Genomic DNA, 15,535 nt, shown 5'->3' with positions numbered 1-15,535 from the left:
ATTTATCGATGACCGCAGAGCGACGAGTGTTGGGCATGAAACCGGAAACCCTGTTCCAGGCTTTCAAATACACCATCTACACGCTCATTTTTTTCAATCTCGTCTACTTCATGCGGGAAGAATATCTGGCAAGCGCGGTACGCTTCCCTGAAGGCGTTGGCTTCGGGATGCTTGTTGATGCTTTCTCCCAGTCGACTGACAGCTTTGCCTGGCTTGTGCTGCTGCTCGCGTTCGAGTTTGAAACCTACATTATCCCAGACGAAAAGCTTAAAGGGCCGCTGAAATGGGGCCTGAACCTGATTGCAGCCATCTGTTATGCCCTGATCATCCAGGCGCTGCTGGGCTATATTGCGCACTTTGAAGTCATTCTTGACTTCGCGCCCTATGCCCAAAGCACAGCGTGTGCTGCTGTTGGTTCTGTTTCCTCCATCGCGCTTGACCTCTATGAATTTGTCGACCTGACGGCCGAGAACTGCGGCACGCTTGATTCCACTGCCCTCTATTATCAGGCAGACCTGGACACGCTTTCCGACCGGGCAGGCTTCATCCAAATGGAAAAGCTGGCGATCATTGATGTCATCAACGCCTCCACATGGGTGCTGATTGTTGTCTTCCTGTGGGTGGACATCTTCCTGCAGCTTCGCGGTGAACTGACGGAAAAATTCTATAAGTGGAACGGTGTTGTGAAAGCCTTCCTGTATCTGACCCTGATGGCCTGCTGTGTCTATTGGGGCTGGCTGGGTGATCTGATGGGCTTCTGGGATGCGCTGTTGTGGATCCTGGCCTTCTTCTTCATCGAAATGAACCTCTTCAAGTGGCACGAATCGACGCCAGCAGAAGATGATCTTGTAACCGAGTCCGGAGACGCAGCATGAAGCCGATTGTTGCCATCGTATGCGATACCAACCAGCAGGGCCCGCATATCTACCATCAGGTGGGGGATAAATATATCCAGGCCCTGGTGCGCTGTGCGGACGTGACACCCGTGCTGATACCAGCCCTTGAGGACCCGATTGCAGCGACGGATATCTTTGCCATTGCCGACGGCATTCTGTTCACCGGCGGCTACAGCAACATCCAGCGCCACCATTATGGCGAAGATCCTGCGCCCGAAGGCGAACATGAAGACCCGCGCCGCGACAAGAACACACTGGCGCTGGTGAAAGCGGTGCTGGACGCCGGCGTGCCCATGCTGGGCATCTGCCGCGGCCTGCAGGAACTGAATGTGGCCATGGGCGGCACGCTTTACCCGCGTGTCCATGAAATTGAAGGCCGGATGGACCACCGGGAGGACAAGAACGCCCCGATTGATGTCCAATATGGCCATGCCCACGCTGTCAGCACAACGGCGGGCGGGCTTCTGGCACGCGTGACCGGTGAAAGCCGCTTCATGGTCAACACGGTGCACGGCCAGGCCATTCGCGACCTCGCGCCCGGCCTGAGCGTTGAAGCGCTGGCCGACGACGAGACCATCGAAGCCGTCTCGGTTGACGGCGCCAAAGAATTTGCCCTGGCAGTCCAGTGGCACCCGGAATGGAAGGCCTGGGACGATATGCCTTCCACCAAGATCTTTAACGCGTTCGGCGACGCCGTGCGCGGGCATAAGACCAAGAGAACCTGATTGAGAAGGACACGGCCCAGCAATGGGCCCTGGATAGGTGATCTATGTATGATGCAAAGCGCATCGAAGAGCTGGATAACTGGCTGAAATCTGAAAACATCGACGACATCGAATGTATGGTGGCGGACAACGCGGGTATTGCCCGCGGTAAATCCATGCCGCGCACCAAATTCATCGAAGGCATCAAGTCCCGCGGCCTGAAGCTGCCGGAAAGCGTGTTCGGCATGACCATCACAGGGGACTACGCCCTGAATGATCACTTGTCGGAAACAGAGCGCGACGTCATCCTGACGCCGGACCTGGACACGCTGTGCACGACGCCCTGGCAACCGGAACCAACGGCCGCAGTCATCTGCGATGCCGAACTTGAAAACGGCGACCCATGTGTCTTTTCACCACGTCAGCTCCTGAAACGCATCCTCAAGCTTTATGAGGACGAAGGCTGGCAGCCAATCGTTGCGCCAGAGTTCGAGTTTTACCTTATCGATCGCCAGGAAGACGTTGAATCTCTACCGATTTCTCCAGTTGGCGCCTCTGGCCGCCGTGACGTTGGGTCGGCCCCATATTCGATCGACAGCCTGGACGAATATGCCGCCTATTTCGACGATGTCTATGACGCGTGCGAGGCCCAGCGCATTGATGTGGACGAACTGATCCACGAAGCCGGCCCTGCCCAGTTCGAGTTTAACGTGACCCATGGCCCAGCGCTTCAGGTTGCTGACCAGTCGTTCCTGTTCAAACGCATCCTTCGGGCAATCGCCATTCGTCACAATATGTTCTGTACCTTCATGGCGAGCCCCTACCCCGATAGCTATGGCAGCGCCATGCACATCCACCAGTCGGTGGTGGATATCAAGACAGGCAAGAACATCTTCGCGAATGAGGACGGCAGCCATTCAGACCTTTTCCTGAGCCATATCGCCGGTTTGCAGAAATACCTGCACGAAACGATGCCGTTGTTTGCGCCGTTCGTGAACAGTTACCGCCGTTTCTCCATGGCCTGGTCGGCGCCGACCAACACCCACTGGAGCCGGGAAAACCGCTCTGTGGGCCTCCGGGTACCGGGCGGGCCGAAGGAAGGCCGGCGGGTTGAGAACCGCATCGCGGGCTCTGACGCCAACCCCTATTTCGCCATCGCCACGTCGCTGGCTTGTGGCTATCTGGGCATGAAAGAAGGCCTGGAGCCGCTGGCGGAATTCAAGGGCTCTGCCTACGAAGCGCGCGGCAAGGCGCTGCCACGGCACTTCCTTGAAGGCATGAAAAATATGCGCAGAAGCAAGGCAATTCGCGAAATCTTCGGCGAAGCCTTCGTGGAAACCTATCTCGATGCCAAGGAAATGGAATATGACAGCTATTCGTCAGTTCTGAGCCCTTGGGAAACGAAGTACCTCCTACTGACGGTGTAAGTTATGACTGAGTTAAGCAATCGTACCAAATTCTGGCAGAGCCAGGACGCAGAACATCACCTGCATCCCTTCACCAGCCACCCAGGCCTGCGTGAACGCGGTGTACGCATGATCACCGGCGCCAAGGGCGTGTATCTCGAGGACAGCGAAGGCCAGAAAATCCTGGACGGCATGGCTGGTCTCTGGTGCGCCCAGATCGGCTACGGCAATGAAGAAATGGTTCAGGCAGCCGCAGAAGCCATGCGGGGCCTCAGCTACTATAACCTCTTCTTCATGACGTCGAACCCGTACGCCACCGAGCTTGCGGCCAAGATTGCGGAGAAAACCCCGGGTGACGTCAATCAGGTGCTGTTTGCCTGCTCGGGTTCCGAAGCCGTCGACAGCGCTTACAAGCTGGTAAAATACTATTGGAACCTGAAGGGTCAGCCGAACCGCAAGCAGTTCATCGCGCGCGAACGAGCCTATCATGGCTCCACGACCGTTGCAGCTTCGCTTTCGGGCCTCACCGGCATGCACCCGCAGTTCGACCTGCCGATTGAAGGCATCCACCATGTGGGCCCGACGCCGCACCACTATAAGTTCGGTGGTGACTTGAGCGAGGAAGAGTTCTGCGACCAGTGCGTCCAGGCGGTTGAGGACAAGATCCTTGAGATCGGCCCAGAGAATGTCGCTGCGTTTGTGGGCGAGCCCGTGATGGGCGCTGGCGGCATGATGCCGCCACCTGAAGGCTACTGGCCACGCATTGAGGCGCTGTGCCGCAAGTACGGTATCCTTCTGTGGTGTGACGAGGTTATCACCGGTTGGGGCCGTACCGGTGAATGGTTCGGTTCCACCTACTATGGCATCCAGCCTGACATCATCACCATGGCCAAAGGCCTGTCGTCCGGCTATCAGCCGATTTCCGCTGTAGCGATGGGGGGCGATATCGCCCGCGAGATTGCCAAAAGCGACGACGAGATGGTGCATGGTTTCACCTATTCCGGCCACCCTGTGGCCTGCGCCGTGGCGCTCAAGAATATTGAAATCATGGAGCGTGAAGGCCTGGTGGGCACGGATGCAGCCAAGGCACGGATCGATTATTTTCGCACGCAGCTTGAGACACTTGCGGACCACCCGCTGGTTGGGCAGGTGCGCACTGTCGGCCTTCTGGGCGGGATTGAGATCGTCAAGGACAAGGCAACCAAAGAGCTGTTCCCAGATGAGCTGGATGTCGGCTTCAAATGCCGGGAGCACTGTTTTGGCAACGGCCTTGTAATGCGCCACGTGGGCAACTCGATGATCCTGTGTCCGCCACTGGTGATCACCCACGATGAAATTGACGAACTGGTTGCCAAGGCCCGCCTTGCGCTGGACCTGACAGCCAAAGAAATCGGCGTAATGTAAGGAGTTTGCCATGACGGATAAAACACTCGGATACTGGCAGGCCAAGGCCAAGGACGCCAGGATCCACACCCAGGCCTATATCGACGGCAAGCGCACAGACGCGGCCTCTGGCGAGACATTTGAGACCATCAACCCGGCAACCGGCGAGGTTCTGGCGAAGGTCGCATCCTGCGATGTGGCGGACGTGGACAAGGCAGTGGCTGCGGCCCGCCGCGCGTTCAAAAGCGGCATCTGGGCAGACCTGCACCCCACCGAGCGCGGCAAAGTGATGATCCGCTGGGCGGAGCTGATGGAAAAGCACGCCGACGAGCTGGCGGTGCTGGAAACCCTTGATATGGGCAAGCCCATCTCTGACGCCACATCGATCGATATTCCGGCGTCGATCAACTCCATCCGCTGGTACGGTGAAGCCGCCAACAAGGTGCTGGACGAAATCGCCCCCACCGACCCTGGCGCGCTCGCCATGATCACGCGGGAGCCCATCGGCGTTGTGGCCGCGGTTGTTCCCTGGAACTTCCCGCTTCTGATGGCCTGTTGGAAACTGGGCCCTGCCCTCGCGACCGGCAACTCGGTTGTCCTGAAGCCGGCCGAGCAATCACCCCTGACGGCGCTGCGGATCGCGGACCTGGCCGAAGAAGCCGGCATTCCAGCCGGCGTCTTCAACGTGGTGACCGGCCTTGGCCACACGGCGGGCAAGGCACTTGGGCTTCATATGGATGTGGACGGGCTGGCCTTCACTGGCTCAACACAGGTTGGCAAATATTTCATGGAATATTCGGGCCAGTCGAACCTGAAGCGCATTGCGCTTGAGTGCGGCGGCAAAAGCCCGCACATCATCATGGACGACTGCCCTGACCTGGACGCCGCCGCACAGGCAGCAGCCGGCGCCATCTTCTTCAACCAGGGGGAGGTCTGCACCGCAGGTTCCCGCCTGCTGGTGGACAGGAAGATCAAAGACAAGTTCATGGCCAAAGTGCTTGAAGCAGCCAAAAGCTGGGTACCGGGTGATCCGCTCAATCCAGCAACCAACCTGGGTGCTATTGTGGACGACAGCCAGTACCGCCGCGTGCTGGGATATATCGAGACAGCCGGCAAGGACGGCGGCAAACTGGTGGCGGGTGGTGCTGCCGCACGCACCGAGACCGGCGGCTATTTCGTTCAGCCGACAATCTTTGACGGCGTGACGCCAGAGATGACCATCGCCCGCGAGGAGATTTTTGGGCCCGTTCTGGCCGTGATCGAATTCGACGGCGAAGAAGAAGCGATCGAGATTGCCAACAACACTATCTATGGCCTTGCCGCCGCCGTGTGGAGCAAGGATATCAGTCGCGCCCACCGCATGGCACGCGCGCTTCAGGCCGGTACCATCTGGGTCAATTGCTGGGACCCGACAGGTGATCTGTCGATCCCGTTTGGCGGGTATAAACAAAGTGGTTTTGGGCGTGATAAATCGTTGCATGCGCTCGATAAATACACCAACCTCAAAACCACCTGGGTGCAGCTTTAAGCAAATCCGATTTGGGCGTAGCCAACAGGCTGCGCTCTACTTTTTTGGGAGAGACGATTAAATGGAAACAGCGGCGGAACTGAGCCACCAGGGCATACTCACGCTGATCCCCACACTTGTGGTTCTTGTGCTTGCGGTCACCATCAGGCGGCCCATTGAGGCGCTGATTATTGGCGCTGTCGTTGGCATCGTCATGCTTGATGGTGGTGATTTCGTCATCGTCACTGCCGAAACCACCATGCGCGTGCTCTCAGACGAGGACCTCATCTGGGTTATCCTGGTGTGTGGCGCCATGGGTAGCCTGATCGGGCTGTTGATCCGAACAGGAGCGCTCGCCGCCTTCGTCCAATTCGTCACCAAAAGGGTCAAAACCCGCTTCAGTGCGCTGATGGCAACCTGGGCCCTTGGCATTTCCCTGTTTGTTGATGACTATCTGAACAGCATTACCGCCGGCGCGGCGATGCGTAAAATCACAGACCAATACCGTGTCAGCCGCGAGATGCTGGCCTATGTGATCGACAGCACCGCAGCGCCTGTCAGCGTGATTATCCCGCTCAGCACCTGGGGGGTCTTTTTCGCCAAACTGCTGGAAGAAAACGGCCTTGCGGCTGAAGGCCAGGGCCTGTGGACCTATATCTCCGGCATTCCCTACATGCTGTACCCCTGGATCGCAATTTTCATCATTCCGCTGGTGGCGGCAGGCAAATTTCCCCTTCTGGGGCCGATGAAGAAAGCCGAATACCGGGCGCGAGAATATGGCCAGTCCATTCCCCCCGGCGCGGAACATGTACAGGCCGCGAACGAAACCATCGTCGAAAAAGAAGGCGTCAAACGGAACTTGTGGCTGTTTGTTTTGCCGCTTGTGGGCCTTGTAGGCTTCACCATCTATTACGACATGGATTTCCTGCCAGCCGTATATGCCACGCTGGCCCTGATGACACTCGCGATCATTGGCCTGCGCATTCTGGACCATCACGATACGTTCAACACCATCATTGACGGCTTCAAGATCATGGTTGAGGCTCTGGCGATCATTTTTGCGGCCTACATGTTGAAGGATGTCAACGAGCAGCTGGGCCTGACGAGTTATATCCTTGAGCTGACAACACCGTTCATGACCGCCACCACGCTACCGTTCATTGTGTTTGGCGTGATGGGCCTGATCGCCTTTGCGACAGGCTCAAGCTGGGGCATGTTTGTCATTGCCCTGCCCGTCATTGCAGACCTGGCCTTGTCCACGGGCGCGAGTATCCCGCTGGTGATCGGGGCAACATTGTCTGCCAGCACATTCGGCAGCCACGCGTGCCTTTATGCTGACGCCACCGTCCTGACAGCTCAAAGCTGCGGCACCACTTCCATCCAGCACGCGCTAACGCAACTTCCCTATGCGGTCGTGGGCGCGCTTATTTCCTTGATTGGCTTTGCCATTCTTGCGTAAGAAGGAGCCTATGAGCAAAAATGACTTCAATTTCGACTGGCTGGACCGGGTAGACAATGAAACTGCCCAGGAATGGGTTTATCGCGCCCTTCGGTTCGCAGTCATGTCCGGCCAGGTGCAGCCTGGCCGCGCCCTGACAATCCGCGGCATCGCCCAAATGCTGGATGTATCGGCCATGCCGGTCCGCGAAGCGCTCAGGCGCCTCACGAGCGAAGGGGCGCTCGAGCTGAAGTCCAACCGCCGCATCATGGTGCCCGACCTGACCCCTGCCAAGCTGGCGGAACTGCTGGAACTCAGGATCATGCTGGAAGTGCACGCAGCGGAACGCGCCCTGCCCTATGTGACAGACGAGCGGCTGGAGCTGTTGCGTGAACTCAACGAAGAACAGAACCAGGCGTTCGAAGGGCCTGATGCCCAGGGCATCATCCTTGGCAACCAGGCGTTCCACCGCGCGCTTTACCTGGCCCACCCTCATCCCGTGACCATGCCGATGATTGAGCGCGTCTGGCTGCAACTGGGGCCGCTGCACCGCTTGGCGCTGGCGAACCTTGAAAAGCATTATGTCACGGACCGGCACGTTGAGATCATGAAGGCCATTGAGACCCGCAACCCGTTTGGCCTGAAGGCCGCGATTGAAGCGGATATCCGCGACGGTGCCGGCTATATGACGCAAACTGAGCTGCTGGAACGCTACACCCGCGACGAGGCGGAAAACCTTGTCATGCCGGGCAAGGCCTATATGCGGCAGCTGGCCAAAACCGTTTAGGCTACCGGCTGCCTTGTGCCCTGGTGGAACAGCAGCTGCCACACGCCTTCTTCCATACGCCAGATACTGCTTCTGAGCGAGGCAGCCCGCTCAGACCCCGCCACCATGCGTGGCGGTATACGGTAAGTCACCAGCGCGGTTTCCGGGCCAAGCCTTGTCACGTTCAGCTCCTCAACCAGATAGCTGTCGCCACCAGGTTCTTTGGCCAGCAACTCCAAGATCTCTTCTTTGCCGAAAACCCGGCCTGACGCACCAAACTCTCGAAACCCGTCGGACAGCAGGGAGGCCATCGCATCACGTGATGCCCGCACTTCTGCATCGGCAAGTGCTTCCTCCAGAAGCCGCATCTGCCGCATCAAGGTGTCATCTGGTGTCATGGCGTTACTCCACAGGAAAATCGAAGTAGGTATTGGGGTACGGCTCTCGCGTCAGCGTGAAATGCCACCACTCGGCCTCATAGGGCTTGAAGCCTGCCGCCAGCATGGACATCCGCAACAGCATCCGGTTGGCGCGCGCATCATCACTGACAGCCTTTGAGGATGGATGGGATATGGGCCCAAAGAAGTCCCAGGGGCTGCCCATATCCAGCTCCTGAACACTGCCATCAGGCATGATGTGCGCGATTGTGAGGTCAAGCGTGCTGCCGCGGCTGTGGCCGGACTTTTCAGCGATATACCCTTCCCGAACCAGGCGGTGCTTGGCGACGTCCGGGTAATAGGCCGCCTTATTCTTTGTATCGTTGGCGTCTGAAACCCAGCGCATGAAATGGTCCACAGCCCTCTGCGGCCTATAACCATCAAACACTTTCAGCGTCATACCCTGCGCCGCCAACCTGTGCTGTGCTGTCTTCAGCGCATTTGCGGCCTCAACACTCAGAAACACCTTCGGTGCCTCATAGCCGTCAATCGGCTGGCCGACAAAATTGTGGTTCCCCGCATAGCGGGCCTCAACCACAATGCCGGGGATATACGCCTCCAGGTCCACGAAACCGTCAGGCGGCGCTGCCAGGGCCGTCACGCAGCCAGCAAGGGCCATCGCCACCCCCATCACCAAATTTGCCAAGGTACGCATGTGTCCCCCCTTAAAACAGCCACACCAGCCCCACATAGCCGGTTACCTGATAGCGGCTCCCGATATCACTTCTGACAATAGGGCTTCTGGCGGCGCCATTTTTCAATTGTGTCAAACGCATACTGGACTTCAGCAACCAGTTCCTGTCCAGCCGCAATTCAGCCGACGCTTCGCCATATAGCTCATAAATGCCAGCGCCTGTGCGGTAAGGCGCGAAATCCCCGCTGCCGTCCTCGACGCCAAAGAAAGCCTGCATGAAATCTTTCGATGCCCAGTGAGCGCCCAGGATGGGTGTCAACTTCAGCCGTGAATTCAACTCAAACGTATAACCGCCTTCGAGCTCCATGTTCACGCCCTTATGTACACTGCTTAGTCCCTGGTACAGCTCGGCAGTCAGAAAGAATTTATAGAGCGACCCTGCCGCGAACAGACCCACCTCAAAGGCATCATTCACTTCTTCCGCGCCCGTTGCCTGCCGCAATGTCAGGTCATCCTTGCGGCCCAGGTTCCAGCGCCCGATCACACCGGCCTTCAGGAAACGTGATGTGTGAAGAACACTTCCTATTTTATTGTTTTCAATGAATATTTTGTCGCGCCAGCTAGCGCGAAATAGAACCGCAGGTTCCAGCCCATGGTGGTCCGCGCCAAGGAAATCCGGCGCCAGCGAATAGCCGAGGCCCAGCTGGCCGCTCCAGTCATCGCGCTTGCGGTCCTCTTCGATTTCGCTGGATTCCACATAGACAGGCTTGCCAGGGCTGGTCAGGCGACCATCCTGCGCAAATACAGCGCCGGAGGCACACATCATCAGGCAGGCAATCAGTCCATATCGGCAGTGTCGGTCGTGCGCCATAAAGCTTCCGTTGAAGGTCCATCATCGTGACCGACCCGCTCAACGCGGTACGCCACTTCATAGCCAAGATGATCCGACAGCGGCTGACCGTCAATCTGTTCTGTGAAATTCCGGCTGATGCGCACTGGGGTCAACCGGTGACAGGTACTGTCATTCGAAAACTGCTTGTCGTTGGTGTCATAGAGAACGGCTGACTGGCTTGTCCCCACCTCAAGTTCACAGCGTTCAGACAGGGACAGGCATTGCTCTGCCACGTCCTGTACCTGAACGGCATCGCGGAAATAGCGGTAGCGGTCCTGCGCCCTGGTATTGAAGTCGCCGGCCAGAAGAAGTGGGTTGCCCTGCCCGACCTTACCCAGGAACCATTCAAGGGTATCCGACTGGCGGCGATGTGCCTTCTCGGTCCAGCGCCGGGGTGCCTTGGTGGAATTCAGGGAATTGAAGTGTGAGTTGATCACATCAAGCGGACGATCCATGCCCGGCACAGACAGGCGTGCCAGCAGAATGGCCTTGTTCGACAAACAATCAATGCCCGCGCACATGTCTGAATCAAATGCCTTGTGCTGGGCTTCCAGAATTGGGAAATCAGAAAGGATCACCAGGCCACTGCCCGTTAGTTTCTGCGGATCATCGAAACTGGTGTAGGCTTTCCGGGTCTTTGGCGACCAGTGCGTCTCACCCATTTTCGAGGCATCTTTGCGCCCCGGCCCCATGACCGCATAGGCATAACCCGTGGTATCAGCAATGACCCGGGCATCCCCGTCAAAGGCTTCCTGCAACAACACAATCTGCGGGTGGGTGCCCTCTTGCCGGCGCTGGCGCAATATCTCCGCAATCCGGGCATACTTTTCAGACCCGTCCCCATGGATGGCAGACGGCAAGGCGTTGATATTGAAGCTGAGAACCCGCAGGAGCGGATCAGATGGCTTGCTTTCCTTCGCCGCCCCATGAGCGGCCCAAATGCTGGCAAGAATGATTGCTGCTGTTACTCTGAAACCAATTGTCATCGCCACCCCTTCGTTCCTGGTGCAAATCATACATAGCAAAAGATTTTGATTTAATTAAGACGGCTTTGCGACAACAAAAAAGCCCCGCCGGAAAGGCAGGGCTTTTTGAAGATATGGTGATCCCTACGGGACTCGAACCCGTGTTTCCGCCGTGAAAGGGCGGCGTCCTAGGCCACTAGACGAAGGGACCTTCCTAAAAGGATGGTCTGCGGCGAGTATGGTGATCCCTACGGGACTCGAACCCGTGTTTCCGCCGTGAAAGGGCGGCGTCCTAGGCCACTAGACGAAGGGACCACGCTGCAGAACTCGCTGCGACGGGGGCCTAGATACCTACCCCCGGTGCCCCGGTCAACATCTTTTTGCATTTTTCTTACGGCAGCCCAACCAGCGCAACGTCATCCAGCGTGATTTCCACTTTTCCGCCCCCAGCCCAGGTGTCTTTCTTGAGCTTTCCTGCGATATGGAAGCGCCGCCCGATGCCGGTGCGCAGCAGTGCTCCCATGGGCTCATCCCACTGGCGAAAAGCCATGGCCTTGATGGATTTCCCGTCGCGGGACTTGAAAATACAGCGCAAGTGATTCTGGCCCACCAGATCTGCCTTCAATAGGTCCAGCTCCGGGATGGCAAACCGCGGGCTTGCGTTGCCGGCCCCGAAAGGACCCACCTGGTCGATCTGGTCAATCAGGTCTGCCGTCACGCCGGAAAGCGCCACCATGCCGTCAATCTTCAAAGCCCGGTTCTGGGTGGCCTTTTCGACATCCTTGCGCATATGGTCACGCAGGAAGGCTGTCAGCTCCTCCAATTTGTCAGGCGCCGCTGTCAGGCCCGCCGCCATGGCGTGCCCGCCACCTTTAAGGAGAAGGCCCTTCTGCACGGCTTCGATCACCGCTGCGCCCATGTCCACGCCGCTGATCGACCGGCCCGAACCCTTGGCTTCGCCATTCTCGATGCCGATCACGAAGGTGGGCAGTCCGTATTTATCCTTGAGGCGCGAGGCAACGATGCCAATCACGCCTGCGTGCCAGCCGTCGCCCGCAGCCACCACCACTGTATCTGCCTGCCCGCCAACACCTGTGGCGCTTTCCACCTGGCTCATGGCGGCTTCCAGCACCTCGGCCTCAATGGCGCGGCGCTCTTCATTATAGCGATCCAGTTTCTCCGCGATCTGGCGCGCGGCCATCATGTCGTCCGTGGTCAGAAGCTGGGCCCCCAGATAGCTTTCCCCTACCCGGCCACCGGCATTGACGCGCGGCCCCAGAATGAAGCCCGCATGGTAGGTGGTTGGTGCCTCAGACACCCGCCCGACGTCACAGAGGGCCGTAATGCCCACATTGTGGCGCTGTGCCATCACTTTCAGGCCCTGGGCCACAAAGGCCCGGTTGACGCCCGTCAGTGGCACCACGTCGCACACTGTGCCCAGCGCCACGATATCCAGAAGGCTGATCAGGTTGGGTTCACGCTTGCCTTCGGTGAAATAGCCCACTTCCCGAAGGGCGCGGTTAAGCGCAATTGCCACCAGGAAACAGACGCCTACAGCCGCCACCTGGCCAAGGCCACTATCGTCATCAAGCCGGTTCGGGTTCACCACGGCTACCGCTTCTGGCAGCGTTGTTTCGGCCTTGTGGTGGTCCACCACAATCACATCCAACCCGGCGTCCTTCGCGGCCCTCAGCGGCTCATACGACAGCGTGCCGCAGTCCACCGTGATTACAAGGTCCACACCCTTGTCCCTGAGCCCCAGAAGTGCCGGCGCATTGGGGCCATAGCCCTCGACCATCCGGTCCGGGATATAGATTTCCACATGGGCACCCAGCGCCGTCAGGTAGCGGTACAGCACGGCTGAAGACGTTGCGCCGTCCACGTCATAATCGCCGAAAATCGCCAGCTTTTCGCCGTTCTGCAGCGCCCTTGCAAGGCGTGAGACGGCCTTGTCCATATCCAGGATCGTGCTGGGGTCCGGCAGGCTTTCCTTCAGCGAAGGCGTGTAAAATGCTTCTGCTTCTTCAAGGCCGATGCCGCGGGCGGCGATCAACTGCCCCACAATGGCGGGCACGCCCAGGCGGTCGGCGATGGCTTCGGCAATGCGCGGCACATAGGGCCTGAGTTCCCATGCCTGCTCAAGCGCAGAACGGCGGACACCCAAAAAGGGTTCCGCCGCTCCTGTTGTCTCTTGGATGTCGGTCAACTCAATAACCTTATTGGCTACCGTCCGGGCCATGGATCGCTTGTACACGGCGAATGGTCTTGGTTTTGGACCGCATGGTGATGGTGTCAGTCTCAATGCCGCGGGACGTGATATGCACGCCGTTCAGCATGGAGCCGTCTGTCACACCCGTCGCGGCAAAAATCACATCGCCAGACGCCATCTCTTCCATGGTGTATTTCTTGTTCAGGTCTTCAATGCCCCATTTGCGGGCACGGCCACGTTCGTCATCGTTGCGGAACAACAGACGGCCCTGCATCTGGCCACCAATACAGCGCAAAGCGGCGGACGCCAGAACACCCTCAGGCGCGCCACCAGACCCCATATAAAGGTCGATGCCGGTTTTCGGATCCGTCGTCGCGATTACGCCCGCGATGTCACCGTCGCCGATCAGGGCAACGCCACAACCCAGCGCACGCAGTTCCTTGATGATTTCAGCGTGGCGTGGACGATCCAGCACACACACCATCATGTCTTCAACGGCCTTGCCTTTGGCATCGGCCACCGCCTTGACGTTTTCAGTCGGCGTTTTGTCCAGATCGATCACGCCGTCTGGCAGGCCGCCGCCAGCGGCGATCTTGTCCATATAGACGTCAGGTGCGTTCAGGAGGCCGCCTTCAGCGGAAATGGCCAGCACAGCCAGCGCGTTTGGCATGGCTTTGGCGCAAATGGTCGTGCCTTCGAGCGGATCAAGGGCGATATCCACTTTTGGCCCGCCGGCGCCGACTTTTTCCCCGATATACAGCATAGGCGCTTCGTCGCGTTCGCCTTCGCCGATCACGACGGTGCCTTCGATCATCATTTTATTGAATGCTTTGCGCATCGCTTCAACAGCGGCTGCATCAGCGGACTTTTCATCGCCCCGGCCGTTCCACTTGGCTGCCGCGATTGCACCAGCTTCGGTGACGCGGACAACTTCAAGGACGAGTTGGCGATTCAGTTCCTGAGACCCCATTAGACTTGCTCCCTTTTCAGGCTTCGATTCTCAGCATTGTGGGGGTCTCTAGCACACATTGAAGCGTAGTGAAACGGTCAAGTGTTGCCGCAACAGAAGCTTCAACTGTTTCGTGGGTCGTAAGCACGATATAAACGCCACCATCGCTTGCACTTCCGCGCTGCAGCATGCTTTCGATGGAAACATTCTCTTCCGCCAGGACCTTGGTGATATCAGCCATTACGCCCGGCTGATCATTCACACGCAGGCGAATGTAATAGGTGCCGCGGTGCTTCACCACTGGCACAGGGTTTGACGGCTTCAGGCTGGTGGCCGGCACGCCAAGGCGTGGACCTTCCGCGCCGCGCGCTACATCAAGAATATCACCCATGACGGCAGAAGCCGTTGGCCCCTCGCCCGCGCCCGCGCCTTCATAAACCGTCTGACCAACGGCGTCGCCGTTCACGACCACAGCGTTCGTCGGGCCCATCACATTGGCGATGGCCGCGCGGGTCGGCACCATGGCCGGATGTACGCGCGTCTCGATGCCTTCGGCGGTCTGTTGGGTCACGCCCAGAAGCTTGATGCGGTAGCCCAGCTCTTTGGCATACTCAATATCCACAGGCGCGATGTTGCGGATGCCTTCGGTGGGCAGGTTTTCAATATCGGGCTCGGTGCCGAACGCCAGCGTCGCCAGAATGGCTGTCTTGTGGGCGGTGTCGATGCCGTCAATATCAAACGTCGGGTCGGCTTCTGCGTAGCCCAGCTGCTGCGCGTCCTTGAGCACGTCATCAAAGGCGAGGCCTTCATGCTCCATCCGCGTCAGGATATAGTTGCAGGTGCCGTTCAAAATACCGCGTACGCTTTCGATGGCGTTGCCGGCAAGCCCTTCACGAAGTGCCTTGATGATCGGGATACCGCCCGCGACAGCCGCTTCGAACTTCAGCGGTGCGCCGGTTTCTTCCGCCAGCGCGGCCAGCTCCTTGCCGTGGGTGGCAATCAGCGCTTTGTTGGCGGTCACGAACCCGATACCGCGGCCAAGCGCCTTCCGCGCCAGCGCCAGCGCCGGGCCGTCGGACCCACCGATCAGTTCCACCACAAGATTGACGCCGCTGCCCTCTTCAGCCAGATCAACAGCGTTATCAACCCAATCATAGGCGCTGAGGTCCACACCGCGGTCGCGGCTGCGGTCACGGGCGCTGACGGCCTTGATTTCCACTGGGCATCCGGCGCGGGCGGCAATGAGAGCCTTGTGTTTCTCAATGATCTTCACTACCCCAGCCCCAACGGTGCCAAGGCCCGCGATGCCCAGGATGATCTTTCGGTCGTCCTGCTTACTCATACTGATC

At 58.5% G+C, this 15,535-nt stretch carries 14 protein-coding genes and 2 tRNA genes; 7 read left to right on the top strand and 9 right to left on the bottom strand.

Annotated features, from left to right (window positions below; genetic code table 11):
* Positions 1 to 8 precede the first annotated feature (8 nt).
* From B3Z17_RS02635 to B3Z17_RS02605, 7 genes are all read left to right on the top strand, one after another.
* On the top strand, positions 9 to 875 hold the full coding sequence (locus B3Z17_RS02635; protein ID WP_286828457.1) for a hypothetical protein: 867 nt from the start codon (positions 9 to 11) through the stop codon (positions 873 to 875).
* Positions 872 to 1,621: a gamma-glutamyl-gamma-aminobutyrate hydrolase family protein gene (locus B3Z17_RS02630; protein WP_286828456.1), complete on the top strand. Its 750-nt coding sequence runs from the start codon at positions 872 to 874 to the stop codon at positions 1,619 to 1,621. Before B3Z17_RS02635 ends, B3Z17_RS02630 begins: the two co-directional genes overlap by 4 nt.
* 44 nt (positions 1,622 to 1,665) lie before the next feature.
* Positions 1,666 to 3,027, top strand: a complete 1,362-nt coding sequence (locus tag B3Z17_RS02625; protein ID WP_068305659.1) for a glutamine synthetase family protein — start codon at positions 1,666 to 1,668, stop codon at positions 3,025 to 3,027.
* Positions 3,028 to 3,030: 3 nt separating this feature from the next.
* Positions 3,031 to 4,410 (top strand): aminotransferase, encoded by a 1,380-nt coding sequence (locus B3Z17_RS02620; protein ID WP_068305656.1) that lies wholly within the window; start codon positions 3,031 to 3,033, stop codon positions 4,408 to 4,410.
* A 10-nt stretch (positions 4,411 to 4,420) separates the two neighbouring features.
* Entirely contained in the window at positions 4,421 to 5,917 is a 1,497-nt protein-coding gene (locus B3Z17_RS02615) for an aldehyde dehydrogenase (protein ID WP_286828455.1), read from the top strand.
* 61 nt (positions 5,918 to 5,978) lie between these two features.
* A complete protein-coding gene (locus B3Z17_RS02610) occupies positions 5,979 to 7,355 on the top strand; it encodes a Na+/H+ antiporter NhaC family protein (RefSeq protein ID WP_286828454.1) in 1,377 nt (458 codons plus the stop codon).
* A 10-nt stretch (positions 7,356 to 7,365) separates the two neighbouring features.
* Positions 7,366 to 8,121, top strand: a complete 756-nt coding sequence (locus B3Z17_RS02605; RefSeq protein ID WP_068305651.1) for a GntR family transcriptional regulator — start codon at positions 7,366 to 7,368, stop codon at positions 8,119 to 8,121.
* Here the strand turns inward: B3Z17_RS02605 and B3Z17_RS02600 are convergent.
* From B3Z17_RS02600 to B3Z17_RS02560, 9 genes are all read right to left on the bottom strand, one after another.
* Positions 8,118 to 8,498: a DUF4440 domain-containing protein gene (locus tag B3Z17_RS02600; RefSeq protein ID WP_068305649.1), complete on the bottom strand. Its 381-nt coding sequence runs from the start codon at positions 8,496 to 8,498 to the stop codon at positions 8,118 to 8,120. The two genes, B3Z17_RS02605 and B3Z17_RS02600, sit on opposite strands and share 4 nt — an antisense overlap.
* A 4-nt stretch (positions 8,499 to 8,502) precedes the next feature.
* On the bottom strand, positions 8,503 to 9,192 hold the full coding sequence (locus B3Z17_RS02595; protein WP_068305646.1) for a M15 family metallopeptidase: 690 nt from the start codon (positions 9,190 to 9,192) through the stop codon (positions 8,503 to 8,505).
* 10 nt (positions 9,193 to 9,202) lie between these two features.
* Positions 9,203 to 10,042 carry a MipA/OmpV family protein gene (locus tag B3Z17_RS02590; protein ID WP_286828453.1) on the bottom strand — a complete coding sequence of 280 codons (840 nt, stop codon included), beginning with the start codon at positions 10,040 to 10,042 and terminating at the stop codon, positions 9,203 to 9,205.
* Positions 10,009 to 11,049 carry an endonuclease/exonuclease/phosphatase family protein gene (locus B3Z17_RS02585; RefSeq protein ID WP_286828452.1) on the bottom strand — a complete coding sequence of 347 codons (1,041 nt, stop codon included), beginning with the start codon at positions 11,047 to 11,049 and terminating at the stop codon, positions 10,009 to 10,011. The genes B3Z17_RS02590 and B3Z17_RS02585 overlap by 34 nt, the downstream gene beginning before the upstream one ends.
* Positions 11,050 to 11,163: 114 nt before the next feature.
* Positions 11,164 to 11,239, bottom strand: a tRNA-Glu gene (locus B3Z17_RS02580).
* Positions 11,240 to 11,267: 28 nt separating this feature from the next.
* A tRNA-Glu gene (locus B3Z17_RS02575) sits at positions 11,268 to 11,343 on the bottom strand.
* A gap of 76 nt (positions 11,344 to 11,419) precedes the next feature.
* Positions 11,420 to 13,234: a single-stranded-DNA-specific exonuclease RecJ gene (recJ, locus tag B3Z17_RS02570; protein ID WP_286828451.1), complete on the bottom strand. Its 1,815-nt coding sequence runs from the start codon at positions 13,232 to 13,234 to the stop codon at positions 11,420 to 11,422.
* 10 nt (positions 13,235 to 13,244) lie between these two features.
* Positions 13,245 to 14,207: a class II fructose-bisphosphatase gene (gene glpX / locus B3Z17_RS02565; RefSeq protein WP_286828450.1), complete on the bottom strand. Its 963-nt coding sequence runs from the start codon at positions 14,205 to 14,207 to the stop codon at positions 13,245 to 13,247.
* 16 nt (positions 14,208 to 14,223) lie between these two features.
* Positions 14,224 to 15,528: a homoserine dehydrogenase gene (locus B3Z17_RS02560; protein WP_286828449.1), complete on the bottom strand. Its 1,305-nt coding sequence runs from the start codon at positions 15,526 to 15,528 to the stop codon at positions 14,224 to 14,226.
* Between the last annotated feature and the right edge of the window lie 7 nt (positions 15,529 to 15,535).

This window comes from Kordiimonas sp. UBA4487 (genome assembly GCF_002389025.1).
Lineage (GTDB): Bacteria > Pseudomonadota > Alphaproteobacteria > Sphingomonadales > Kordiimonadaceae > Kordiimonas > Kordiimonas lacus.
Note: the sequence above shows the minus strand (reverse complement) of the source record. Positions and strands in the feature narration are given on the sequence as shown.